Raw genomic sequence first — 25943 nt, 5'->3', positions numbered from 1 at the left:
CTCCCGTAATTGATTGCGGCAAATTACGAGACACCGGGAGCCAGACCCATGGAAGACTTGCGTATTTCGACCGTAGACCACGAAGCTGCTTCGCATGATTTCGCATCAAGCGGCCGGGACGAGGGCGTCGCAGCCGATATCAGCGCCGATTATTCGCTGCCGTTGTCGCAGAATGCTGATGTCGCTGCATTCGAGGTGGCACAAGCCGAAGAGCAACAGGCGAATGGCAAGACGGGGCGCCTTGCAGCCAACGAGCCGCAAAACACTGCCGCTCGTCAGCCGATCCAGATCGTGCCCGACAATGGCAATGTCGTCCATCTGCCGCCGAACACCTCAATCGACGATATCCACGTCGAAGGGCGCAACCTTGTTCTGATCCAGGCCGATGGAACACGCATCGTCATCATCAACGGTGCTCTGCATGTTCCGACCTTCCTGATCGGGGAAGTGACGCTGCCGCAGCAGGCCGTCGTCGCGGCATTACAGCAGCAGGGCATCAATGTCGCTGAAGGTCCCGATGGTTCGGTTCACGCCGGCAATAGCACGGATTCCGGCCACCAGTTCACGGACAGCCAGGCCGGGAATGCGCGCACGCCGCTGAACCTGATCGGACTTCTCGGTCCTGGCGGCGGATTCGGCGGAGGCAGCGGCGGCGATCTCTCCGGCACCCAGACCCGCGTTCCCTTCATCGATCCGCAGGCGACCGAAACGGCCTCGTTGGTCGAGCGTGGCAGCAGCACCGGCACCTTCCTTACCTCAAGCAGCACCGGTCGTTTCGGCTTCGGCGGCAACAATGCCTCGATCACCACTGTCACGCTGGTCGGCGAGGCAGAAATCACCAGCAGCGGCACGCAGCAGCTGTCGGGCCTGACCTCCGGCGGCGTTGCGGTTGTTGTCACCCAGAACGGCCAGACCGTCACCGGCGTCGCCAATGGCGTCACGGTCTTCACGCTGGTATTCAACGCCTCGACCGGCGAGTATACCTTCACCCAGCTCGCTGCCCTTGACCATCCACGCGGTGCCAATTCGGCCAGCGATGTGCTTGAACTGCAATTTCGCTACACGGTCTCCGACACGAGCGGCCACACGGTTTCGGCTGTCGCGAACGTCGACATCACGGACAGCGTACCGGTTGCGGCCGTTGGTACGGCGGGTTCGGTCACCGAGGCGGCGTTGGCTGCCGGCAACGCAGCCCTGACCCATGACACCGGCGCCGCGACGGCCACCGGCTCGCTCAATATCTCCTGGGGCGCTGACAGCGCTAACACCGACAAGGGCGGCCTCGGCGATCGCTCGGTCGCCTTCACCAACGCCACGGTTGCGGCGACAGGTGAGGACAACGGCGTGCTGACCTCGCATGGCCTGGCCGTGCACACGGCGATTTTGGCCAATGGTACGCTGGTGGGTTACACCGGTGAGACTACTCCCACGGCAACCTCCGCATCCAACGTCGTCTTCTATGCGACGGTCTCCGACACCGACAATGGCCATTATAACTTCACCCTGGTTCAGTCGCTCGATGATGCCAAGGGTTCTGACGCGATCACGCTGACCTTCGGCTATACGGCCACCGATTCCGATGGTGATACGGCCACGAACAGCTTCACCATCACCGTCGCCGACGACAAGCCTGTCGCGGCAATCGGCGATGCGGGCTCCGTCACCGAAGGCGCTCTGGCGAACGGCAACGCAGCACTGACCCATGCGACCGGCGATGCAACGGCCACCGGCTCGCTCAACATTTCCTGGGGTGCCGACAATGCCAACACCGACAAGGGTGGGGCGGGCGACCGCTCGGTTGCCTTCACCAACGCTACTGTCACGACACAAGGTCAGGACGGCGAGGCACTGAGCTCGCATGGCCTTGCCGTTCATACTACGCTGCTGGCCGACGGGACGCTGGTCGGCTACACTGGTGAGGCGGCTCCAACGGCAACCTCTGCATCCAACGTCGTCTTCTATGCCACGGTCTCTGACACCGACAATGGTCACTATAACTTCACGCTGGTTCAGTCACTTGATGATGCCAAGGGTTCTGATGCCATCACGCTGACCTTTGGCTATACGGCCACCGATTCCGATGGTGACACTGCCACGAACAGCTTCACCATCACCGTCGCCGACGACAAGCCTGTCGCCGCCCTCGGCGATGCGGGCTCGGTCACCGAAGGTGCTTTGGCAAGCGGCAACGAGAACCCGCATGTCGAAAGCGATGCGACCGCCACCGGCTCGCTCAACATCTCCTGGGGTGCTGACAACGCCAATACGAACCAGGGCGGCGCCGGCGACCGCTCGGTTGCCTTCACCAATGCCACGGTTGCGGCGACGGGTGAGGACAACGGCGCGCTGAGCTCACACGGCCTTGCGGTTCATACGGCGATTTTGGCCGACGGCACTTTGGTCGGCTACACCGGTGAGGTGGCTCCGACGGCAACTTCCGCATCCAACGTTGTGTTCTATGCCACGGTCTCCGACACCGACAACGGCCATTATAACTTCACGCTGGTCCAGTCGCTCGATGACGCCAAGGGTTCCGATGCGATCACGCTGACCTTCGGTTACACGGCCACCGATTCCGATGGTGACACCGCCACGAACAGTTTCACCATCACCGTCGCCGACGACAAGCCTGTCGCCGCCCTCGGCGATGCGGGCTCGGTCACCGAAGGTGCGCTGGCAAGCGGCAACGAGAACCCGCATGTCGCAACCGATGCCATCACCACCGGCTCGCTCAACATCTCCTGGGGTGCCGACAACGCCAATACGAACCAGGGCGGCGCCGGCGACCGGTCTGTTGCCTTCACCGATGCTACCGTCACGACACAAGGTCAGGATGGCGAGGCATTGAGCTCGCATGGTCTTGCGGTTCATACGGCGATTTTGGCCGACGGCACGCTGGTTGGTTACACCGGTGATGTTGCTCCAACGGCGGCCATGGATGCCAAGGGCGCGGTTGGCTCGAACATCGTCTTCTACGCAACAGTTTCCGATACCGACAACGGCCATTATAACTTCACGCTGGTTCAGTCGCTCGACGACGCCAAGGGTTCTGACGCGATCACGCTGACTTTCGGCTATACGGCAACGGACTCTGACGGCGATACGGCCACGAACAGCTTCACCATCACCGTTGCCGACGATAAGCCTGTCGCCGCCCTCGGCGATGCGGGCTCTGTCACCGAAGGTGCACTGGCAAGCGGCAACGAGAATCCGCATGTCGAAGGTGATGCGAGTGCCACCGGCTCGCTCAATATCTCCTGGGGCGCTGACAATGCCAACACCGACAAGGGTGGGGCGGGCGATCGCTCGGTTGCTTTCACCGATGCTAAGGTGACGACCCAAGGTCAGGACGGCGAAGCGCTGAGCTCGCATGGCCTTGCCGTTCATACTGTGCTGCTGGCCGACGGTACATTGGTCGGGTACACCGGGGAGACCGCTCCGACGGCAACTTCCGCATCCAACGTTGTGTTCTATGCCACGGTCTCTGACACCGACAACGGCCATTATAACTTTACCCTGGTCCAGTCGCTTGATGATGCCAAGGGCTCGGATGCCATCACGCTGACCTTCGGCTATACGGCAACGGACTCTGACGGCGATACGGCCACGAACAGCTTCACCGTCACCGTTGCCGACGACAAGCCTGTCGCCGCCCTCGGCGATGCGGGCTCGGTCACCGAAGGTGCTTTGGCGAACGGCAACGCAGCACTGACCCATGCGACCGGCGATGCGACCGCCACCGGCTCGCTCAACATCTCCTGGGGGGCTGACAACGCCAACACCAATCAGGGTGGCGCCGGCGACCGCTCGGTTGCCTTCACCAACGCTACTGTCACGACACAAGGTCAGGATGGCGAGGCACTGAGCTCGCATGGTCTCGCTGTGCATACGGCGATTTTGGCCGACGGGACGCTGGTCGGCTACACCGGTGAGGCGGCTCCGACGGCAACCTCCGCATCCAACGTCGTCTTTTATGCAACGGTCTCCGATACCGACAACGGTCACTATAACTTCACGCTTGTCCAGTCACTTGATGACGCCAAGGGCTCGGACGCCATCACGCTGACCTTCGGCTACACGGCAACGGACTCCGACGGCGATACGGCCACGAACAGCTTCACCATCACGGTCGCCGACGACAAGCCTGTCGCTTCGGCCGGCGATGCAGGCTCCGTGACCGAAGGTGCGCTAACAGGCGGCAACGAGAACCCGCATGTCGCAACCGATGCCATCACCACCGGCTCGCTCAACATCTCCTGGGGTGCTGACAACGCCAACACCAATCAGGGTGGCGCCGGCGACCGCTCGGTCGCCTTTACCGATGCCACAGTTTCGGTAACGGGTGAGAACAATGGCACGCTCAGCTCGCATGGCCTTGCGGTGCATACGGCGCTGCTCGCTGACGGTACGCTGGTCGGTTACACCGGTGATGTTGCTCCGACGGCTGTCGCAGATGCGAAGGGCGGGATCGGTTCGAACATCGTCTTCTATGCGACGGTTTCCGATACCGACAACGGCCATTATAACTTCACGCTGGTCCAGTCGCTCGACGACGCCAAGGGCTCGGACGCCATCACGCTGACCTTCGGTTACACGGCAACGGACTCCGATGGCGATACTGCCGCGAACAGCTTCACCGTCACTGTTGCCGACGACAAGCCTGTCGCCAGCGACGTTACGGTCGGCACAGGCAGCCTTTACGACACGACACCGACCGAGCAGATGCCGCTCCGCCCATTCGTCGAGTCGAGCGAAGGGTCGACCCCGTCGGAAGGTGCCACCGACAGCGTCAGCGGCGGATCGGGCAGCCTGTTCACTGCCGGCGCTGACGGCTTCCAGCAGGTCAGCTTCACGGATCCGACCGGCCTTAAGGGCATCTACATCGATGCCAACGGTGTCGCTCACAAGGAAGGTCTGTCCTATAGCACCACGACGGACAATCTGGGCAATACCATCTATACCGCAACCGGCAAGGAGTCGGGCCAGGTTCTCTTCACCCTGACGGTCGGTGCCGACGGCAGCTATACCTACGTGCAATCTGGCGCGTTCGCCGATGCCAAGGGTTCCGACAACGAGAATTTCAAGATCTCTTTTGAAGTCACCGACGGTGATGGCGACAAGGCGACAGGCTCGCTGACGCTCAACGTTGCCGACAGCCTTCCGGTCGCCAATAATGTAACGGTCGACTCGGGCAGCCTCCATGACACCACGTCGACGTCCTCGGGGACGAATCCGTCTCCCGTCCAGCCGCTTGTCGAGCAGCCGAGCGAAGGCTCGACACCGCCGGATGGCGCCAAGAGCGACTCCGTCAGCGGCGCAGCGGGCAGCCTGTTTACGACCGGCGCCGATGGCTTCGCGCGGCTGACCTTCATCAATCCAACCGGTCTCAAAGCCATCAACATTGATGAAAACGGCGTCGCTCACAAGGAAGGTCTCTCCTATAGCACTTCGAGGGACGACTCCGGCGACACGATCTACACCGCGACCGGCAAGGATTCCGGCCACGTCATCTTCACGCTGACCGTCCACGCCGATGGCAGCTATACCTATGTCCAATCCGGCGCGTTTGCCGATGCCAAGGGCTCCGACAACGAGAACTTCAAGATCGGCTTCGAAGTCACCGACGGTGATGGCGACAAGTCGACCGGCTCGCTGACGCTCAACGTCGCCGATAGTCTCCCGGTCGCCAGCGCTGTTACAGCTGAGCATCTCGTCAACGACGATATGTTCACGGGCGGTAATCCCGACCAGACCGATGAATATAAAAGCGTAAGCGGCAACGTCGGCAGCCTGTTCAACATGGGTGCGGATGGGTTCAAAAGTGTCGCGATCGCCCATTCGGATCTGCCGAAGCTGACCACGATCTACACCGACGCAAATGGCGTCGCGCATCAGGAAGCCGCGACCTGGAGCAAGGCGCAGGTCGCCGACGGCAGCACGACCTGGATCGCCAGCAGCGAGCATAATCAGACCGTTGCCACGTTGACCATCAATGCCGACGGCTCTTATACGTTTTCGACCGGAGCGCCGCTCGCGCATCCGACTTCGCAAGACGCCGAAGAGACCCTGTCCCTGACATTCAACTTCACCGTCACCGATGGCGACGGCGACAAGGCAACGGGCTCGCTGACGGTTGGCGTCAAGGACGACGTGCCGATCGCCCACACGGTTGACAATACCGCTTCACCGCTCAACGACGATGCGCAGGCTGGTGGAAACCAGGACGTCAACGATGCCAACGCCCACAGTGTCTCGGGCGCTGCCGGCGCTCTGTTCAGCGCCGGCGCCGACGGTTTTGCCAGTGTCTCGATCGATCAGTCCAGCCTGCCGGCCTTGAAGACGATCTATGTCGACGCCAACGGTTTCGCGCAGCAGGAAGACGTTACCTGGGGCAAGCCGACGATTTCCGGCGGTGCGACCACCTGGGTCGCTTCCAGCGCCAATCACGACGCGGTCGCCACGCTGACCATCAGTGCCGATGGCTCCTACACGTTCAGCACCAGCGCGCCGCTCGTTCATCCGACCTCCGGCACGACGGAAGAAAGCTTGCCGCTGACCTTCACCTTCACGGTGACGGACGGCGACAACGATACGTCGACCGGCTCGCTGACCCTGCATGTCACGGATGACGTACCGCTCGCAAACAGCGTCACCGTCACCAGCGTGACGTTGAATGACGATGCCCTGAAGGGCGGAAATCCCGACACGGTCGGCGTAGCCGATACCGATACGGTCAGCGGCGCAAGCGGCACGCTCTTTACGGGTGGCGCGGATGGCGTGCATCAGGTGACGCTCGGAACAACGACTGACTTCAGCGCCATCTATACCGGCAAGGACGGCTTTGCCCATGTCGAGTCGGTCGTCTGGGGTAGCCCGACGACAACGGCGGGCGGCGAGACGATCTGGGTCGCGACGGGCAAGGACAGCGGCCAGACGGTTGCGACGCTGACGATCGGTACGGATGGTTCCTACAGCTTCACGCTCAGTGCGCCGGTCGCTCACGGCGCAAGCCAGACTGCGGAAAATACGCAGGATCTGACGTTCAACTTCACCGTCACCGATGGCGACAGCGATACGGCCAGCGGCGCGCTGACGGTCACCGTCAAGGATGATGCACCGATCGCCTATAAGGTTGATGCCACCTCGACGCCGCTCAACGACGACGCACAGGCACATGGCAACCCAGACGGCGGCAGCGCGGACGTAAACACGATCAATGGCGACGCAGGAGCCCTGTTCTCCGCCGGTGCCGATGGCGTCAAGAGCGTGTCGATGGACAGCCTCCCGACACTGAAGGCGATCTATCTCGACAGCCATGGCATCGGCCACCAGGAATCCGTGACCTGGGCATCGTCTTCTGCGAACGGTGTGACGACCTGGACGGCAACCGGCGCCTCCAGCCATGCCACTGTCGCAGTTCTGACGATTGGCTCTGACGGCTCCTACAGCTTCGCCGCGGATGCACCGCTCGTTCATTCGACCGCGTCGACCACCGAAGACAGCCTGACGCTGAATTTCGGCTTCACCGTCACGGACGGAGACGGCGATGCAGCGAAGGGTTCGTTGGCGATCGCCATCACCGACGACGTCCCGGTTGCCTCCGGCACGACCGTTGCGGCCAGGGCCGACGAAGGCGACATCTACAATCTGCTGTCGCATGGCAACAGCCCGCTCGATGGTACGCATGACGGATCGTCCTCGCAGCCGGCGCTGTTTGGCCTCGGTTTTGCGGCGACGGTATCCGGCTCGGTTGCTTCCACCGTCTCCTTTGGTGCCGACGGCGCAGCAGTCGGCGGTGGGTTCAGCTTCACGGCCAATGCCACGTCGACCCTTGCCGCTCTGCATCTGACCTCGGGTGGCGAAGTGCTCTCCTATGCCGTGGTCAACAACGTGATCATCGGCTATGTCGATAATGATCATCACAGCGGCTATAATCCGCTTTTCGACCGTCCGGTCCTGTCGCTGACGCTTTCCGGCGACGGCAGCTTCACCTTCCAGCAGTACGATCAGCTCGACAACGTCGCCGGAGCCGGTAACGACCTGCGCTCGGGCACTGGTTCGATCTCGGCCATCGACTTCGGGTCGGTCATCCAGGCGACCGACGGCGACGGCGACAGCGTAACGCTGACCGGTGCTCTGAAGGTCACCATCGTCGACGACGCGCCGAAGGTCGATCTGGCCCTCACGGGTTCGATCACGATCGACGAGAGCGGCAGCGGCGACAACGATGTCAGTGCCAGCAATTCGGTCAGGAGCTTGTTTGCCGGCATCACGGGCGGCAACGACCCCCATATGTCGACGGTCTACGCGCAGCATAGCGTCGTTTCTCCGTCAGTCTCGATGGGTGCCGATGATGCGTCGGGTGCAACGAGCAGTCTGACGCTCCATATCGACAATGCCGACTCCGGTCTGACGACGACTGCAGGTCAGGCGATCACGCTCTCGCAGCTTGCCGATGGCACCGTCGTCGGTAAGATCGCCGACGGCGAGATCGCCTTTGCGATCCGTATCGACGACAGCGGCAAGGTCAGCATCGCCCAGTATATGGCGCTTGCCAATCCGAACCCGTCCAAGTCGGATGGCGACTTGGTCGATCTTAACGGCAAGCTCTCGGCTGTGCTGAGCGCGACCGACAGCGATGGCGACACCGTCAGCACGTCCGTTTCCATTGGCAGCAGCATTCACTTCGATGATGACGGCCCGTCGATCGGCAACGCCGTCTCGACGAAGACCCTCGCCGAGCACGACCTTGTGACGAATTCCGGTTCACTGTCGCCCTCTGGCATCAGCACGGGCACGGTTGCGCTCAATCTCGCCTTTGGCGCCGACGGCCCGGCTGCGCATGCGGTCACCTTCGTGGCGCGTTCGAACGGCAGCTATTTCAGCGCGAGCTACGGCAACAACCAGACGCTTGACGCGACCAAGCTCAGCTCTGGCGGCCATGCATTGTCCTACTCGGTCAGCAGTGACGGCATGACGCTGATCGCCTATACAGGCAGCAACGCCGCCGACCAGTCGAGCTGGGTGTTCAAGGTTGCCCTGTCCCAGGACAGTGGCCACGCCAGCGGCGCCTATAACTTCACGCTTTACAAGGCGCTCGACGACGTCAACGGCCAAACCAACCTCTCGGATATCAAGCTGACTTTCCAGGTTGCCGGCCATGACGGCGACGGCGACACGACGAAGGGGACACAGAGCTTCTCGGTCGATGTTACCGACGACGGCCCGTCCATTTCGTCTTTCGCGGTCGACAAGACCCAGGCGATCACTGTTGACGAACATGGCCTGACGACCGCCTCACCGATCAGTGCCTCGACGGGAACGCATTCGATCGTCACGGCGACCGTCAATGCCGGCGCCGATGGCCTGGCCTCGCAGGTCTATTCCCTGCAGGTCGGCAGCAATGCGAATTCCGGCCTGTCGACCATCGACAATCATGCGATCACCCTGCAGCAGCAGGCGGCCGGTACGGTCAACGGCGTCTATACCGGCGCCGACGGCAAGACGCACATTGCCTTTACGATCTCCATCGACTCCGGCAGCGGTGCACTCAGCGTCACCGAAAACGTCGCATTGAAGGACATCGTCAACAACAACCCGGTCGACCACCTGAATCTTGCAACCGGTTCCCTGAGCGCGGTGGTGACGGTGATGGATGGCGACGGCGATACGGCAAGCAAGTCTGCCGACCTGTCTGGCGTCATCACCTTCAAGGACGACGTTCCGACCATCGGAAGCGTGAGCATCGGCGGCGTCGGTGAAAACGACCTGGCGACGACGCATCCGTCCGCCACGGGCTCGCTGGCAATCAGCTTCGGCGCCGACGGCGCCAAGAGTGTCGCCTTCAGCAGCGCATCCGCCGCAAGCAACGTGACCGGCCCGAACGGCCTCTCGTCGAACGGCAAGCCGCTGGCCTACGCCTTCATCGGCAGCCTGCTGGTGGCCTATACCGGATCGATGCCGACAGCGGCTGACGCGGCCAACGTCGTCTTCACCGTGGCGCTTGCGGTCGCAGGCTCCGGCTCTTATGCGTTCACGCTCCTCCAGCCGCTCGATCATTCCGGCGCTATTGCTGCCAATGGCAGCCATGCGATCGACCTGACCTTTGGCTACACGGCGACGGACGGCGACAATGATACGGCAAGCGGCAGCTTCACGGTCGAAGTGAACGCGGCCGGCACGGTAACCGGTCAGACGATCGACTATTCCGCCATCTCGACCGGCGTTACTGTCAACCTCTCCGACGTCAGCCAGACGGTAGGCTCGCAGACGATTGCCGCCAACATGGCAACCGATGCCGGCACAACTCATGTGGTCGGCAGGGACAATGTGGCCGGTATGACGCATGTCATCGGCACCAGCGGCGACGACACGCTGATTGGCGGTGCCGGCGATACGCTGACGGGCGGCGCGGGTAACGATACTTTCGTGGCTGCCGGCGGCACGGTCACCGTCACCGATCTTCACGACAAGGACATCGTCAAGGTTCTGAACGGCGCGACAGCTGCGATCACCGCCACCGGCGATTGGACCGCAACGAGTGACACAGTCAACAATGGCACGGCGACGATCAATGCCAACGGCCATAACATCGACCTGTCGGCTGCCGGCGGCAATGGCTGGACACTGACCAATGCCGGCAATGCAACCGGCGTAACCCTGGTCGGTTCGAACCACGGCGACACAATCATCGGCGGTTCCGGCGACGATATCATCAGGGCCGGCACGGGCTCTGACACCATCGATGCCGGCGCCGGCAACGACAAGATCTATATGTCCGCCGATCTTGCCGATGCCGCGGCCTATGGTCCGCGCAGCTTCGACCTCGGCGCCGGCATCAAGATCGATGTTTCGCTCGACCACATGTCCGGCACCGGCGACAGCGTCAACGGCGGCGCCGGCGACGATACGCTCTATCTGCAGGGGTCCGGCTCCAACGGCTATGTCCTCGACTACCGCTCGACCTCGGGCCTGCAGCTCCAGGGCGTCGAACATATCGTTGGCACCGACAGCAACGACCTGATTGCGGTCTCCAAGACCTATATGAGCGATGCAGCCGGCGGTGGCGTGACCATCGACGGCGGTGCGGGTGATGATGTCATCTTCGGCGGCGCTGGCAACGACACACTGATCGGCGGCGCTGGCAACGACATCATCGTCGCCGGCACGGGCAACGACACCATCCTCGGCGGTACGGGTAGCGACAAGATCTACTACACCGTGGGCTCCGGCAACGACCGTATCGACGGCGGTGCGACCCTGGTTGGTGGTAAGGAAACCGACACCGACGAGCTGCATATCGTTGGCGATGGCAACGGCCACACCTACACGATCGGCGAGATCGCCTTGAGCGATACCGGCAACATCGTGTCGGCTGACGATCATGCCGATCTGACCATCGGCGTCAGCGGCGGCGGCAGCGTCCGTGCCGACGGCATCGAGGACCTGTACCTCGATCTCGGCGGCAGCGCCGGCAACACGATCGTCTTCGGCAATGTCAGCGACACGGCGCTGGCGCCCGACACGATCGTCGTCAACAGCGGCAGCGGCAACGACACGTTCGACATGACCGGCCTCACCGGCAATGTCCACATCGTCATCAACGACAGTGATCCCGTTGCAACCGCAGGCAGCGATACCGATACGCTGAAGCTTGCCGGCAAATGGGCCGACTGGACGGTGACCCACACCGGCACCGACGACGGCACCGGCAGCTACACGCTGACGAACGGCACCGAGACGATCACCGTCACCAATGTCGAACAGTTCACCTTCATGGGCGAAAACGGCGGTGCCGGCGGTACGCTGTCGCTCAGCCAGCTGATGAACGTCGCGCCCGTGGCAAACAACTTCACTGCCTTGAGCGCGGTGATTGAGGACAGCTCGAGCGAGACGGTCGAAGGCTTCATTCTGCACGGCAATCATGCAACGGATGCGAACACCAACAAGTTCGATACGCTGACGGTCGTCGGCATCAGTGCGGGAACGACGCCGTCTGCGGTCGCCAATGTGGCGGGCTCCGACCCGACCGTTGTTGACGGCACCTACGGCAAGCTGACCATCTACGCCGACGGCACTTACAGCTACACGCTCGACGACACGAAGAATGCGACCAACTCCCTCAGCCAGGGCGAACAGGTCAAGGAAGTCTTCGACTATACCGTTCAGGACGCCCACGGCGTCCAAAGCTCCGCGACGGTCACGATCAATGTCATCGGTACAAACGATGCGCCGATCGCCGTTGCCGAGGCGGCTTCGGTGACCGAGGACACAGCAGTCACGGCGACCGGCAGCCTTCTCGCGGGGGCCAGCGACGTCGACCATCTGGACGTCCTTTCGGTTGCCAAGGTCGGTGACGTTACCGACGGCCATGCAGGCGTTGCCGGCACCTACGGCACGCTGACCTGGGACAGCACCAGCGGTGAATACACCTATGTCCTGAACAATGCCGATCCCGCCGTGCAGCATCTCATCCCGAACGAGACGCTGACCGACACGTTCACCTTCACGATCACCGACAATCACGGTGCCACCAGCACCCAGACGCTGACGGTGACGATCAACGGTTCTGACGATTTCCCGGTCATCATCGGTGCACAGGATGCTGGTGGCCATACCGTTGCCTCCAACCTTCTGGTCGACGGCGATTTCGCCCATGCGACGGCATCCGCCTGGACGAATGGCGGCGGCTTCATCTGGGCGACCGAAGGCACCGGCTGGACGATTTCCGGCACCGAGCCGGGCCAGACCGGCGTGCGGCTTGAAGAAATTGCCAGCAACTATAACGGCGTTACCTCGTCCAACGGCGCGCCGATGGTTGATCTCGGTGCTTCTCCGGGCAATATCGCGATTTCACAGACCGTCCACGGCTTGACCGATGGTGCCAGCTACGTTCTGAGCTTCGAATATGGCACGCCGGCCAATGGCACCGCAGCCGTACAGGTCTGGTGGAATGGAGAGCTGGTCGATACGCTGACCCCGACGCCTGGCGCCGGGCCTATGTCGACCATCACCCTGCCGCTGACGGCACACGGCAGCGACAACACGATCTCTTTCGTCGAAGTCGGCACTGCCAGCGACAACACCGGCACCTATCTCGCCAATGTCTCGCTGACCGCCGCATCGGCAACCTCGCTGCCAGTCATCGCCGATGCGATGAACGAGAACGATACCCACAGTTTCACTTTCGGTTCGGCTCAGTTCAACTACGGCGCCGATGGTCAGGGCACCACGGGTGCGCTCACCTTCGACACCACGCATGCAGTGGTCTCCGGTCCCCAAGGCATCACCCTCGGTATGCCGCAGTTGAGCTTCGATGGTTCGACTATTACGGTGACCCCGGGTACGGCCTTCGACGCGCTTGGCGCCGGCGAGATCGCCAAGATCAGCATTCCCTTCGAAGTGACGGATCGCAACGGCAGCGTCACCTCCGGGGTCTACGAGCTGACCGTCACCGGCACCGATGACGCGCCGGTCATCCTGGCATCGAGCCAGACAAGCGGTTCGGTCGTCGAGCAGGGCCTGGATGCAAGCGGTCATGCGGTTGGGACCTCGACGGTTTCAGGCATCATGGCAAGCAGTGACGTCGATCATGGTGATACAGCGACCTGGTCGATCGTCTCGGGCCAGACAACCGTATCGTCGGTGCATGGCACCTACGGCACGCTGCAGATGGACGCAGGCTCCGGCAAATGGACCTACACGATCGACGAAAAGGCGGCCGACTCGCTGCAGCTCGGCGATCAGAAGGTCGACAGCTTCACGGTCGAAGTCGCGGACGGCCACGGCGGCATCGCGACACAGCAGGTCAACATCACCGTCAACGGCTCGAATGATGCACCCGTAATCAGCGGCGCGGCAACCGGTTCGGTCGCGGAAGCCGGCGTCAACGTCGCAGTGAGCGCGGGCACGGTCTCGGGCTCTCTGACGGCGAGCGACGTCGACGACACGTCCTTCACCTGGTCGGTTGTCGATCCGAAGAACAGCGCCAACAGCGCCGGTTCCGAGGTCGGAGCCTATGGCACGCTGAGCGTCGATCAGACTGGCAAGTGGACCTACGTTCTGGATCAGTCGAAGGCCGATCCGCTGACGGCGTCGGATCAGAAGCACGACGTCTTCGCGGTGCAGGTCAGCGATGGCCATGGCGGCGTCACGACCCAGACGGTCGATGTGACGGTCAACGGCACCAACGATGCGCCGACGTTTACCGGCGATACCGGAAGCATTCTGGAGGGCAGTACCACCCCGATCAGCGGCGCGATCGTCGTTTCTGACGTCGATGCAAACCAGAGCTCCTTCACGACCGCGTCTTCAAACTCGATCGCGGGCGCACACGGGACATTCACCTTCACCAATGATGGTTCCGCGACTGGAACTTGGACCTATGCGCTGAACAACAATGACACGGCGGTTCAAGCGCTGACGGCTGGCGCAAAGCTGACCGATACCCTGGCTCTCACCTCGGCCGACGGAACGCCGCACAACGTTACCGTCACGATTACGGGCGTCGATAACCCGCCGGTCTTTGGCACGGGAACGACGACTGGGTCGGTGACGGAGGATGCGTCCTACAGCGTGGGTTCGGAGCTGATAACGAATGGTGATTTCCAGAGTTATTACTTCTCCGGAACTCACAGCTATCCAACCAACTGGTCACTCACCGGGTCAGTCTACGATGTGAATGGCGGCCGGCTTGATTCCACGTCAGCAATGCTTGTCTCAAATACCAGTTCCATCAACTCGCTTTCGCAGACAATATCTACGGTTGTTGGGCAGACATATCAGCTCAGCTTCTACATGCAGGATTTTGCCACTAGCCTACCCGGCGGGGCAGCGGCAATTTTCGATGTCACGACAGGATCTCAAACGCAGGCCATCAGCTACACGTACTCTAACTCCAGCAATAGTCCCTACGTACTCTATACGGTCAATTTCGTTGCAACGAACTCGAGCACCTTGATTAAATTCTGGTCTCCGTACCAGCCGTTCGGCTCGTTCAACATCGACGATGTCTCGGTAAAGGCGGTTTCCGGAACACCAGGTATTGAGACGACGACGGGGTCGATCGCATTCACGGATACGCATGCATCTTATACCCATACGGTTAGCTATGCGACACCTGCTGGCAGTAGCTACTACGGTACGTTTGCCGCGAGCGTCGACAACACGAATAACAAGGTTAACTGGACTTTCAGTGTCAACGATAGCGCGATTCAATCACTGGGTGTCAATGATCATATCAATCAGACTTATACCCTAACACTCAGCGATGGCCATGGCGGAACGGTCACCAAGGATGTCGTCGTGACGGTGAATGGAACCAATGATGCACCGACACTGAGTAATGTTGCCGCGACTGCCTCCTATAATGCAGGAAATGCCGCAATAGTTCTGTCAAGCACGACGACCGCGAATGACGTCGACAATGCGACGTTGGCATCGGCCAAGGTTTCCGTATCTGGTGGCTTTATCAGCGGTGACACACTGACAGCGACCGTCACGGGAACATCGATTACGGCAAGCTACAATGCTGCAACCGGTGTACTGACGTTGACGGGCAACGACACGCTGGCGCATTACCAAGCAGTCTTGGATAGCGTGACGTTCTCATCTACGAGTTCCAGCACGACCACCAGGACGATCAGCTGGTCTGTCAATGATGGAACAATTGATAGTAGTGTAAGTACGACGACGATCACCGTTGCTCCACATGTAAATGTGGCGCCGGTGTTGGATCTGGATACCGCAGCGAGCGGAAGCGATGAATTGTTGACTTACACAAGGCAGACCACCGTTAATCTGGCGCCGCGCGCTCTTGTCACGGACTCCGACTCGTCCAATTTTAATGGTGGAACTCTTACCATCAGCTCGCCGGGTGCTTCGGACAAGTTGAGCATTCTGAATCAAGGAATGTCGTCTGGTAAAATTGGTGTGAGTGGAAGCAATGTGACTTACGGTGGGACGAAAATCGGCACTTATACGTCAAGCGATGGGGGCGCAACGCTGACGATTACATTTACTTCGAACAGCGCTACACCCACCGCAATAACGGCACTCTTGAAAGACATTCAATTCAATTCGAACTCGAACTCGGGAGATGGCAGGATTGTTAGTTTCACCATCACCGACGGGGATGGTGGATCAGCTTCCGCGAACGTCACGCTGCAGGCTCCGAGTATGCCTGCCGGCACCTCCGGCGAGGCCATCAACCTTGCGCTTGCAGATCCATCGCATCATGTCGGCGCGGTTACGTTGAGCGTTGCTGGCCTTCCGGCTGGCTGGGTGCTCAGCGAAGGCACACACAACGCCGACGGCACCTGGACCGTGGTGACGAACAATCCGTCCTCGCTGACGGTGACTTCGCCCGATGGCGTAACCGGTGCGGTGGTTCTCCAGGTCACTGAGACTTGGACCAATGCCGATGGTTCGACCGGAATGGCCACCGTGGCCGACAACGTCGAAGCCTACGCCAAGGGTTCGCCGATCTTTGCCTGGTCGGGCGACGACACGCTGACCGCATCGAGTGGCAACGACACGCTGGTGTTTGCAAACACCATCGGCACAGACGTCGTGCACAAATTCGATGTGGCGCATGACAAGATCGACCTGATCGGCTTTGCGGGCTTCAACAGCTTCGCCGATGTTCTGGCCCATCTGTCCAGCGATGCCTCCGGCAATGCCGTCATCACGCTCGGCAATGGTGAGACCATCACGTTGGCAGGTGTCAGCGCTGCGGCGCTGACCGCAGACGACTTCCTCTTCAACGAAGCGGTCGTAACGCACAATAGCGGAGACATGGTGGTTGCCGACGGTGCGCTGATGCCATTCAGCGGTACGCTCGACAACACCGGCAGCATCCATATCTCTTCGGCTGGCAGCGAGACGGACTTCGAAATCGTCCAGCAAGGTCTCACGCTGACCGGCGGCGGCAAGGTGACACTGTCCGACAGCGCATCCAATGTCATTTTCGGCAGCAGCGACCATGTCACGCTGACGAATGTCGACAACACCATCTCCGGCGCCGGCCAGATCGGCGACGGCCACCTGACGCTGGTCAATGCGGGCACGATCATTGCCGACGGCAGCCACGCGCTCGTCATCGACACCGGCGCCAATGCGGTGAGCAACACCGGCACGCTGGAGGCGACCGGGACGGGTGGTCTCCATATCCACAGCGATGTCGTCAATAATGGCCTGCTATGGGCAAATGGCGGCGACGTCAATCTCGACGGCAATGTCAGCGGCACCGGCACCGTGCTGGTGTCGGGTCACGCAGGCCTTGAAATCGGCGGCTCGTTCGACGAGGCGATCACGCTTGGCAAGGACGCCCAGGCTACGATCACCATCGACCACGCGGCTGCCTTCAGCGGCACGATCGCCGGCCTCGACGGCAACGATGCCTTGCGGTTCGGCGACATCTCCGCCGCGACCGCCAGCTTCTCCTATACCGAGAATGCGGCAAAGACCGGCGGCGTACTGACCGTTACCGACGGCACCCACACCGCCTCCATCGGTCTCACGGGCGAATATTCGGCCGGTGACTTCTCGCTGGGTCATGACGGCACATCCGCCGAGATCGATTTCAGCGGGATCGGCCACCTTTACGGCACCGACGGCAACGATACGCTGACGAGCGGTGGCGGCTACACGATGACGGGCGGCGCCGGTGCGGATACCTTCGTGCTCGATGCCAAGGCCCTGCACAACCTCAACATGGCCGATGTCATCACCGACTTCAGCCCGAAGGGAGACGGTGACAAGCTGGATGTCTCGAACCTGCTGAATGCGCTGGTCGGCGAGCATCCGGGCATGACCGAGGCGAGTGCGGTCGCGTCGATGACGGCTGCGGTCGATGCCGCAACCAACTCGACGAAGATCAGCGTCAATACCGGTTCGGAAACCCATGTGGTCGCCACGCTGCAGAACTACGCGCCGACGGGCCACGATGCCGTCCACGTGCTGTTCAACAATCACGAGGAGCAGCTCGCAACCCATACGCAGACTGCCGGCGCGTGACGCCTTTTCGCCGGCACCGAAAGCTCGAAACGGCGCGTCCAAGACGCGCCGTTTTTCATTGAACTGGAGGCGGTAGCGATGGCCCAGCAATGTGTCTAACGGGAAGCGTGCTCAATCCGCCGGTGCTAGTCAGGATGGTATTAAGTGGGGCTGATCACCGGACATTGGTCAGATGGCATTGCACACCTAAAAAGCCCCACCGACCGGGCGGCCATTCACATCCTATCAAGAGCCTACTGTTCTGCGGTATTCGTCGCGTCACCGAGGTTACGTGGTGGGAGGACGCATTGCCGAAGGTATGACTGAAGTATCGAACCTGTTCCAGCTGCACAACCGGTGCACAAAAGCGTTCGGCGGCAAATGTCAATCTCGCTCAATCTCGATTCGAAGGTCGCGGATCAGGGCCTCGCGTCTGGCGAGTGCATCGATAGTGCCGTCGGCGAGAACCCGCGCGACGAGATTGAGCAGACCCTCGCAGAAGACGATATAGGCACCCATGCTGTTGCTGAAAAAGCTGCTGGCGTGCGGTACCAAAAATGCGTGACGGGAAGGTGGGACGAGCGGAGAAGATCGGGTATCCGTTACGGCGATGACCTCAAGCCCCCGCCGAGCACCGACGGCTGCGACTTCGGCGACATTGCGCGTATAGGGCGCGCAACTCGCAACGATAAGGACATCGCCGGGTTCGAGCTGGGCAAGCCCCTCCGCTTCGCCGAGGCGCGGTGCATCGAGCAGGGCAACATCGCTCCTCAACATCGCCAATCCATAGGTAAGAAAGCTCGCAAACGCATGAAACTGGCGTACGCCGTGAACACGAACGCGCCGTGCGCGCGCGAGCCTATCTGCCGCGGCTCGTAATTCGGAACCGTCCAGTTGAGCGAGAAAGCCGTCAATATTGGTTTTCGATTCAGCTGCCAGTTTCTCGAAAACATGGATTTCCTCGTCGGCTTCCTCCTTGATCGAGATCAGCCGGCCAGCCTGACGGCTGTAGAAATAGCGGCCGTCATCGGAAATCGCTTCGCGGAAGACATCCTGAAAATCCCCGAAGCCGCCGTAGCCCAGCCGCTTGGCGAGCCGGGTCAAGGTGGATGGGTTGATGCCGAGCCCGTCGGCCAGCTCGGAAATCGTACGGACTGCCGTCTGCTCGGGCGTATCGACTAGCCGGGAGAGAACCCCGAGCGCCTTTCCCCCCAGTGAAAGATCGGTGTTGCCGCGCCTGATGTCCACCGTCAGCGCCCGAAGTTCCTCTAGTGTTTGTGGACGCGGGGAGCTTTTCGATGCGCTTAGCGTGGTCATTCATCTTGCCTTCATGCGGGACTGAGCGCTTCGCTCTTGAAGCGGAAACGCGGAGAAGTATCGTTTCCATCATAGATCGTGCAATCGACCTTGTCCGTACCGATCTTGAAGCAGGCGGTCGCCAGCGTGTTTTCATTGTCCGGATCGTCGGGCTGCTGGCGATGGATCGGTAAGGCCTTGTTTGTCGTATCGTGAAGGATAGCGAGAGGGTCGACGCTGCCGTCGGCTTCCGCGATCATTGCATCGGCCCGTTCCTGGCGCGAGTTCGAAGAAGCGGTAACGACCTGCTGCTCTGTGCGGATATCCTCATGGATCAGGTGATTGGCGTGGCTGGAGGGGCGGCGCACGGTCTGGACGGAGAGATGTTTGTGGGTGAATTCCAAGCTGAGGATATCGGCCTCCCCGGATCGGGCAAGCGTCAGATGAAAAGCACCGGCACGCGGCGCGGCATTGACCCGTTCGACCGCCTCGTCCAGAGAGCCGCAATCGAGAAGCGCGCGGGTTACGATCATGCGCGGCAGGCCTTCGCCGGTCTCACGGGAGCGGATATTGTTGACCGTCACGACCAGGCCGGCATCGTTGACGGCAAAGGTGTGGCCGGGAAGGGAGGCCGGATAGACGAATGCCGTAAAAGCTCGGCCCTTGGACGGGCGCACGGTCGCGAGCGCGCAGCCGCGGCGCAGACCGGGGTCGCCATCCTCGTTGTGAGCGATGATAGGTTCAGCGCCGGGGATTTGTACGGTCGTGCAGCCATCCGGGCTCATGGCCCAGATGTCGCCGCGGCAGTTCCACGCGAAAACATCGTCCAACGGCAATTCCAGGCCCGCTGCCAGCCCGCGCAACTCCTCGAAGTAGTGAGGAAAACGCGTCTCGGTCAGCTTTCTTGCAGCCTGCACGCTATCGCGGTTCTTAGAATCGGTCACATGTGCCCAGGCATGGGTACGGATCAGATGGGCATGGGCGGCTTCTGCGCCGTGGCGGCCAAGCTGGAGGCCGATTTCGAACGGCGCGCCGGCAATCTCGATGCTGGAAAGCCGGTGGAATTTATCAATGGACATGCTGAAGGAACTCACGAAGGCGGGGATTTTCGGGATTGTCGAGCAGGGTAGCCGGATTACCATCGACCGTGATCTTGCCGCCCTCCATGAAGATCAGCCGCGTGCCGACCTGTCGGGCAAACGCGATCTCGTGGGTGACGACGATCATCGTCATGCCCTCTTCGGCGAGCGACTGCATGACCTTCAGCACTTCCTGGCGAAGTTCGGGATCGAGTGCCGAGGTCGGCTCATCGAAGAGCATCAGCTTCGGCTTGACCGCAAGCGCGCGGGCGATCGCCACGCGCTGTTGCTGGCCGCCCGACAATTCGGAGGGGTAGTGATGGCCCCTCTCCGCCAGCCCCACTTTCGCGAGCAGTGTTTTGGCGTGCGCGGTTGCTTCGGCTTTGCCCAGGCCGCGGACGCGGCGAGGGCCGAAGGCGACGTTTTCCAGGGCCGTCATCTGCGGGAAAAGATTGAACTGCTGGAACACCATGCCCGCTTCCTGGCGGATGAGGCGCACGCGCGAACGCCCCTCGCGAACGCTGATATTGTCGACAACGAGATCACCGCCATCGATTTCCTCCAGCGCGTTGATGCAGCGCAGAAGGGTAGACTTGCCAGAGCCGGATGGGCCGATCAGCACCACGACCTGGCCGGCCTCGATGTTGAGATTGACATCCTTGAGGACTGTAATCGGGCCGAAAGTCTTGGTGACGTTTCTGAATTCCACGATGCTCATAGGATGCGCATCCTCTTTTCGGTGAAGCGGAGGGCAAAGGTCAGGATGCCGGTCATGATGAGGTAGAGGATGGCGACCGCCGTCCATATCTCGACGGCACGGAAATTGGCGGCCATGATCTCCTGTCCTTGCCGCGTCAACTCGCCGACACCGATGACAATGAAGAGCGAGGTGTCCTTCAGGCTGACGATGAATTGATTGCCGAGCGGTGGGATCATGCGGCGAAAGGCGATCGGCCCGACGACATAGGCCAGCACCTTCCACATCGGCAGGCCGAGTGCGAGCCCGGCTTCCTGGAGGCCCTTGCTGACGGAAAGCAGCGTGCCGCGAACGATTTCCGCTATATAGGCGCCTGCATTGACGACGATGGCGGTGATCGCTGCCGTCATGGGGTTGACGCGGATGTCAGCCAGCATCGGCAAGGCGAAATAAATGAACATCACCTGCACGACGATAGGTGTGCCGCGAATGATCTCCACATAGATGAAGGCGATGGCATTGAGCAGCCAGTTGCCATAGGCGCGCATGAAACCCGCGACGGCGCCGACGGCGATGCCGCCGACGAGACCCGCTAGTGCGATGAGAACGGTCAAGCGAGCACCGCCGAGAAGAGCGGGCAGTGCATCGATGACCACCGACCAGTCGAATTGCATTGGAATACTCCCGTGGACTGCGCGCCGGAGGAACCGACGCGCATAAGGCTACCGGGCGATCAGAGCTTCGGCTCGGCGCCGAACCACTTCTTGTAGATGGCCGTGTAGGTGCCGTCCTTCTTGAGCTTGGCGAGCGAGGCGTTCACCTTGGCGACGAGGTCGCTGCCTTTCGGAAAGGCGATACCGTATTGCTGGGCCATCATCTGCTCGCCGACAGCCTTCACCTTTCCGCCGCCGGCCGTCTTGATGTAGTAGAGCACGTTCGGCGTATCATGCATGGCGGCGTCGACACGGCCGGTCTGCAGTTCCATGTAGGCGTTGTCGACATTCGGGAACTGGCGCAGTTCGGTGTCCTTGAAATTGGCCTTGGCGTAGTCGGCGGCCGACGTGCCGGTCTTGATCGCCAGCGTCTTGCCTTTCAGGTCGGCAGGGCCGGTGATCTTGCTTTCGGTCGGGACCATCAGCAGAAACCCGCTGTCGTAATAGCCGTCGGAGAAGTCGATGACCTTCTTGCGTTCGTCCTTGATGGTGATGCCGGCAAGGCCGACATCCACCTGCTTGGTCTGCAATGCCGGGATGATGCCGTTGAAGTCCATCGGCTGAAGCGTGTAGCTGACGCCGATATCCTTGGCGACCGCATCCCACAGATCGATATCGAAGCCGACATATTTGTCGCCCTGCTTGAATTCGAACGGCACGAAAGCGGTGTCGGTGGCAACGATCAGATCCTTGGCCAGAACCGGGCTGAAGGAGAGGGCTGCGGCGAAAGCGCCGATCAGCAAATGACGAATACGCTGTTTCATGGAAGTTCCCTTTATTGTTGATGCGTCTAAAGTTTGCTCATTGACGCTATATGCAAATATAGAATGCTTTTAGGAGTTTGTCGCATTGAAAATTTGCACAGATGAAGTCTTTGCATTGAAAATAATGCATGCAATGGGTGGCATCCATCTTCACGCTGGCCGGCGTCGCGCACCCATGAAAGACCGAACAGCAAAAGCCCGCGCTGTAAGACAGCGCGGGCCTTCTCCAGAGGTCATAGGTCTTTTGTGCAGTCCTCAAATGGAGGCGATTGCGGCCTCGATGGCATCTCCTAGTCTTTCCACGATCGCCTCGACGTCGTCTTTCCCGACGATGAAAGGCGGGGCAAGCAGAACGTGGTCGCCGTTCTGTCCATCGATGGTGCCGCCCATCGGGTAGACCATCAGACCGCGCGTCATGGCTTCCTTCTTGATCCGCGCATTGAGTTTCAGTCCGGCGTCAAACGGTTTCTTCGTCGTGCGATCCTTCACGAGTTCCACGCCACGGAAAAGGCCGCGGCCGCGAATGTCGCCAACATGGTGGTGGTTTCCCAGCCGCTCGACAAGGCATGCTTCCAGATAATTCCCCATGTCCCTGACATTGCCGAGCAGGCCGTCCCGCTTCAGGATGGTTTGCACCGCAAGCCCCGCGGCGGCGGCCATCGGATGGCCCATATAGGTATGGCCGTGCTGAAAGAAGCCCGATCCGAGCGCGAATGCATCGAAGATGCGTTTTGACAACAGCACCGCGCCGACCGGCTGATACCCACCGCCGAGACCCTTGGCGATGGTCATGAGGTCTGGCGCGACCCCATCCTGCTCGCAGGCATGCAGCGTGCCGGTGCGACCCATGCCGCACATCACCTCGTCGAGGATCAGCAGTACGCCGTATTTGTCGCAGATGGCGCGAATGCGTTTCAGGTAGTCGGCGACAGGCGGAACGGCGCCGGCCGTTGCGCCCACCACCGTTTCGGCGACGAAGGCAATGACCTGATCGGCGCCGAGTTCGAGGATCTTCGCCTCCAGTTCACCAGCGGCGCGCGCGGCATAAGCCTCGTCGCTTTCCCCGGGCATTTGCAGGCGATAGGCATAGCAGGGATCGATGTGATGCGTTTCGATCAGCAGCGGCTTGAACTGTGCCCGCCGCCACTCGTTGCCGCCGGTTGCGAGCGCCCCCAGCGTATTGCCGTGATAGCTCTGCCGGCGGGCGATGATGTGGCGACGCTGCGGCTCACCCTTCTCGACGAAATATTGCCGCGCCATCTTAAGCGCCGCTTCCACCGCTTCCGATCCGCCGCTGACGAGATAGACGTGATCGAGACCTTCGGGTGCATCGGCGACAAGTTGGTCGGCCAACTCCTCGGCGACTTCCGTCGTGAAGAAGCCGGTATGAGCATAGGCGATGCGATCGAGCTGCGCATGAAGCGCCGCGAGCACGTCGGGATGGGCGTGACCCAAACAGGAAACGGCAGCACCGCCGGAGGCGTCGATATAGGCCTTGCCGGCGGCATCGAACAAATGAATGCCTTCGCCGCGCACGGCGACCGGCAGGTTGGCATGAATGGATCGATGAAGCAGGTGGGTCACGGTGTTTTCCTGATGTTGCGGGACGTGAGGTGTGTGCCGAGGGCGGCGAGGCGTTCGTCGAATTCGCTAAGTGCCGAAAGCGTCTCGTCGCCGCCGTGACCGGCAACCAGCGCGCCGACGATTTCGGCGGCCGCGAAAGCCGGGACCATGCTGTGGAAGAAGGAGGGGCTGTCGGTCCGGACAATGAGGGCCATGTCCGCAGACTGTGCCAGCGGCGCAACCGGGCTGTCGGTGATGGCGACGACGCGAATGCCGCGTTCGCGGGCATAGTCGGCGATCTCGATGGTGGCGCGCGTATAGGGAAGGACGCTCACCGCCACCAGCACGTCCTCCGGCCCGGCCCGGCCGATCGGATCGGTCCCGGTTCCGCCGATTCCGTCGAGCAGCGTCGACCGCTTTCCGATAAGTGAAAGGATGTAGTGAAGGTGCCAGGCTGGGGCATGACTGGAGCGCAGCCCGAGGCAATAGACCTCGCGCGCCGCCGAAATGCGGGCGCTGATGTCGGCGATGCGGGCAAGCGAATCCGGCTCTGCCAATGACGCCGCCTGTCTGCCGAAGGTCATCAGCATCTCGCCAGCGAGAAACTGGTCGCCCTTTAGCTTCTGGTGCTGCGCCTGCTCGCTCACGCGACCCGCAAAATTTGGTGCGTCGCCTCGAACCGCAGCGCGATAAAGCGACCGTATGTCCTCGTAGCCCTCGAAGCCGAGATGCTTGGCGAGCCGCGTCATCGTTGCCGGCTGCAGCCCCGCCTGTCGCGCCTGCTCGCGCATCGAAAGCAGCGCGATATCGCGAGGGTGGTCGAGAATATAGCGGGCGGCCGCCTGCAATTGCGCGGACATCCCGTCGAAGGCTGCAAGGATCGTCTCTTCAAGAGGATTTTTTTCCATGCCGGATTTGTATCTCTAGTAGGGCGTTATTGCAACATATGTTTCATTGTGATTTATATGAAACATATGGATCGAAGGGGCTGACATGCCGGAGATAACTATCACAGTGGCCCCGAATGGAGGGCGTCGCACGAAACAGGATCATCCCGCCATTCCCTTGACGGCTGCGGAACTGGCTCGTACCGCCCGTGAATGCCTGGAAGCAGGCGCGTCGATGATCCATGTGCATGTCCGCAATCCGGATGGCACGCATCTGCTGGATGCTGATGCCTACAAGGCCGCGATCGCCGCGATCCGCGCCGAGGTCGCGGACAGAATGGTGATCCAGATTACCAGCGAGGCATTGGGGATTTATTCACCGGCAGAACAGATTGCGGTCGTGAAGGCCGTGCGCCCGCAGGCTGCGTCGCTTGCATTGCGCGAACTTGTTCCGGATGCTTCCCACGAAGCGGCCTTCGCGGACCTGCTCGCCTGGATGCGACGGGAAGACGTGCTGCCGCAGATCATCCTTTATGAGCCCGCCGAGGCGATCCGTTTGGCCGAATATCGTCAGCGCGGCCTGTTGGCGTTCGATGATGTGCCGGTGCTCTACGTTCTGGGTCGTTACAGCGTTGGGCAGACCTCGGCGCCGGCAGATCTTTTGCCTTTTCTCGCGCCAGACATGCCGCGCTTTTCCCATTGGAGCGTCTGCGCATTCGGCCGCCACGAAGCAGCATGCGTTACCGCCGGAGCGCTTTTGGGCGGGCATGTCCGTGTCGGTTTCGAGAACAATCTCTATAGGGCCGATGGCAGCTTTGCCTCGTCAAATGCGGATCTCGTGCGTGACGTCGAGTCGGTGCTTCGACATCTCGGGCTTCGGCGTTAGCGAAATCGCCCTAGTAGGTATGGCGAAGCCCGGTGGCCTGTCCGTTGAAGTTTGCGATCGCTGT

9 protein-coding genes are annotated in these 25943 nt (G+C 61.1%); 2 read left to right on the top strand and 7 right to left on the bottom strand.

Features of this window, described 5'->3' with window-relative positions; translation table 11 throughout:
* The first annotated feature begins 48 nt into the window (after positions 1-48).
* Positions 49-18015, top strand: coding sequence for a VCBS domain-containing protein (locus ABOK31_RS30700; protein WP_349962791.1), 17967 nt, complete (start codon positions 49-51; stop codon positions 18013-18015).
* Between the two features lie 363 nt (positions 18016-18378).
* Here ABOK31_RS30700 and ABOK31_RS30695 read toward each other — a convergent pair whose 3' ends face one another.
* From ABOK31_RS30695 to ABOK31_RS30665, 7 genes are all read right to left on the bottom strand, one after another.
* Positions 18379-19311 carry a MurR/RpiR family transcriptional regulator gene (locus tag ABOK31_RS30695; protein ID WP_349962790.1) on the bottom strand — a complete coding sequence of 311 codons (933 nt, stop codon included), beginning with the start codon at positions 19309-19311 and terminating at the stop codon, positions 18379-18381.
* An 11-nt stretch (positions 19312-19322) separates the two neighbouring features.
* Complete coding sequence (locus ABOK31_RS30690) at positions 19323-20369, bottom strand: C45 family peptidase (protein WP_349962788.1); 1047 nt, start codon at positions 20367-20369, stop codon at positions 19323-19325.
* Positions 20359-21087, bottom strand: a complete 729-nt coding sequence (gene glnQ, locus ABOK31_RS30685; RefSeq protein ID WP_174172748.1) for a glutamine ABC transporter ATP-binding protein GlnQ — start codon at positions 21085-21087, stop codon at positions 20359-20361. Before glnQ ends, ABOK31_RS30690 begins: the two co-directional genes overlap by 11 nt.
* Positions 21084-21740, bottom strand: a complete 657-nt coding sequence (glnP, locus tag ABOK31_RS30680) for a glutamine ABC transporter permease GlnP (protein WP_174172747.1) — start codon at positions 21738-21740, stop codon at positions 21084-21086. The genes glnQ and glnP overlap by 4 nt, the downstream gene beginning before the upstream one ends.
* Positions 21741-21799: 59 nt before the next feature.
* Entirely contained in the window at positions 21800-22543 is a 744-nt protein-coding gene (gene glnH / locus ABOK31_RS30675) for a glutamine ABC transporter substrate-binding protein GlnH (RefSeq protein WP_349962786.1), read from the bottom strand.
* A 255-nt stretch (positions 22544-22798) separates the two neighbouring features.
* Positions 22799-24127, bottom strand: a complete 1329-nt coding sequence (locus tag ABOK31_RS30670; RefSeq protein WP_349962784.1) for an aspartate aminotransferase family protein — start codon at positions 24125-24127, stop codon at positions 22799-22801.
* Positions 24124-25014 (bottom strand): MurR/RpiR family transcriptional regulator, encoded by an 891-nt coding sequence (locus ABOK31_RS30665; RefSeq protein ID WP_349962783.1) that lies wholly within the window; start codon positions 25012-25014, stop codon positions 24124-24126. Before ABOK31_RS30665 ends, ABOK31_RS30670 begins: the two co-directional genes overlap by 4 nt.
* An 85-nt stretch (positions 25015-25099) precedes the next feature.
* On the opposite strand from ABOK31_RS30665, the gene ABOK31_RS30660 reads away from it, so the two are divergent.
* A complete protein-coding gene (locus ABOK31_RS30660; protein WP_349962781.1) occupies positions 25100-25879 on the top strand; it encodes a 3-keto-5-aminohexanoate cleavage protein in 780 nt (259 codons plus the stop codon).
* Positions 25880-25943: the final 64 nt, after the last annotated feature.

This window comes from Rhizobium sp. ZPR4, assembly GCF_040215725.1.
Lineage (GTDB): Bacteria > Pseudomonadota > Alphaproteobacteria > Rhizobiales > Rhizobiaceae > Rhizobium > Rhizobium rhizogenes_D.
The sequence above is the reverse complement of the archived record's forward strand: the minus strand, read 5'-3'. Positions and strand labels throughout refer to the sequence as shown.

Coding starts and splice junctions, on each gene's coding strand:
- ABOK31_RS30665 (WP_349962783.1), bottom strand. CDS start 25,014: ATGGAAAAAAATCCTCTTGAAGAGACGATCCTTGCAGCCTTCGACGGG.
- glnQ (WP_174172748.1), bottom strand. CDS start 21,087: ATGAGCATCGTGGAATTCAGAAACGTCACCAAGACTTTCGGCCCGATT.
- ABOK31_RS30695 (WP_349962790.1), bottom strand. CDS start 19,311: ATGACCACGCTAAGCGCATCGAAAAGCTCCCCGCGTCCACAAACACTA.
- ABOK31_RS30700 (WP_349962791.1), top strand. CDS start 49: ATGGAAGACTTGCGTATTTCGACCGTAGACCACGAAGCTGCTTCGCAT.
- glnP (WP_174172747.1), bottom strand. CDS start 21,740: ATGCAATTCGACTGGTCGGTGGTCATCGATGCACTGCCCGCTCTTCTC.
- ABOK31_RS30690 (WP_349962788.1), bottom strand. CDS start 20,369: ATGTCCATTGATAAATTCCACCGGCTTTCCAGCATCGAGATTGCCGGC.
- ABOK31_RS30660 (WP_349962781.1), top strand. CDS start 25,100: ATGCCGGAGATAACTATCACAGTGGCCCCGAATGGAGGGCGTCGCACG.
- glnH (WP_349962786.1), bottom strand. CDS start 22,543: ATGAAACAGCGTATTCGTCATTTGCTGATCGGCGCTTTCGCCGCAGCC.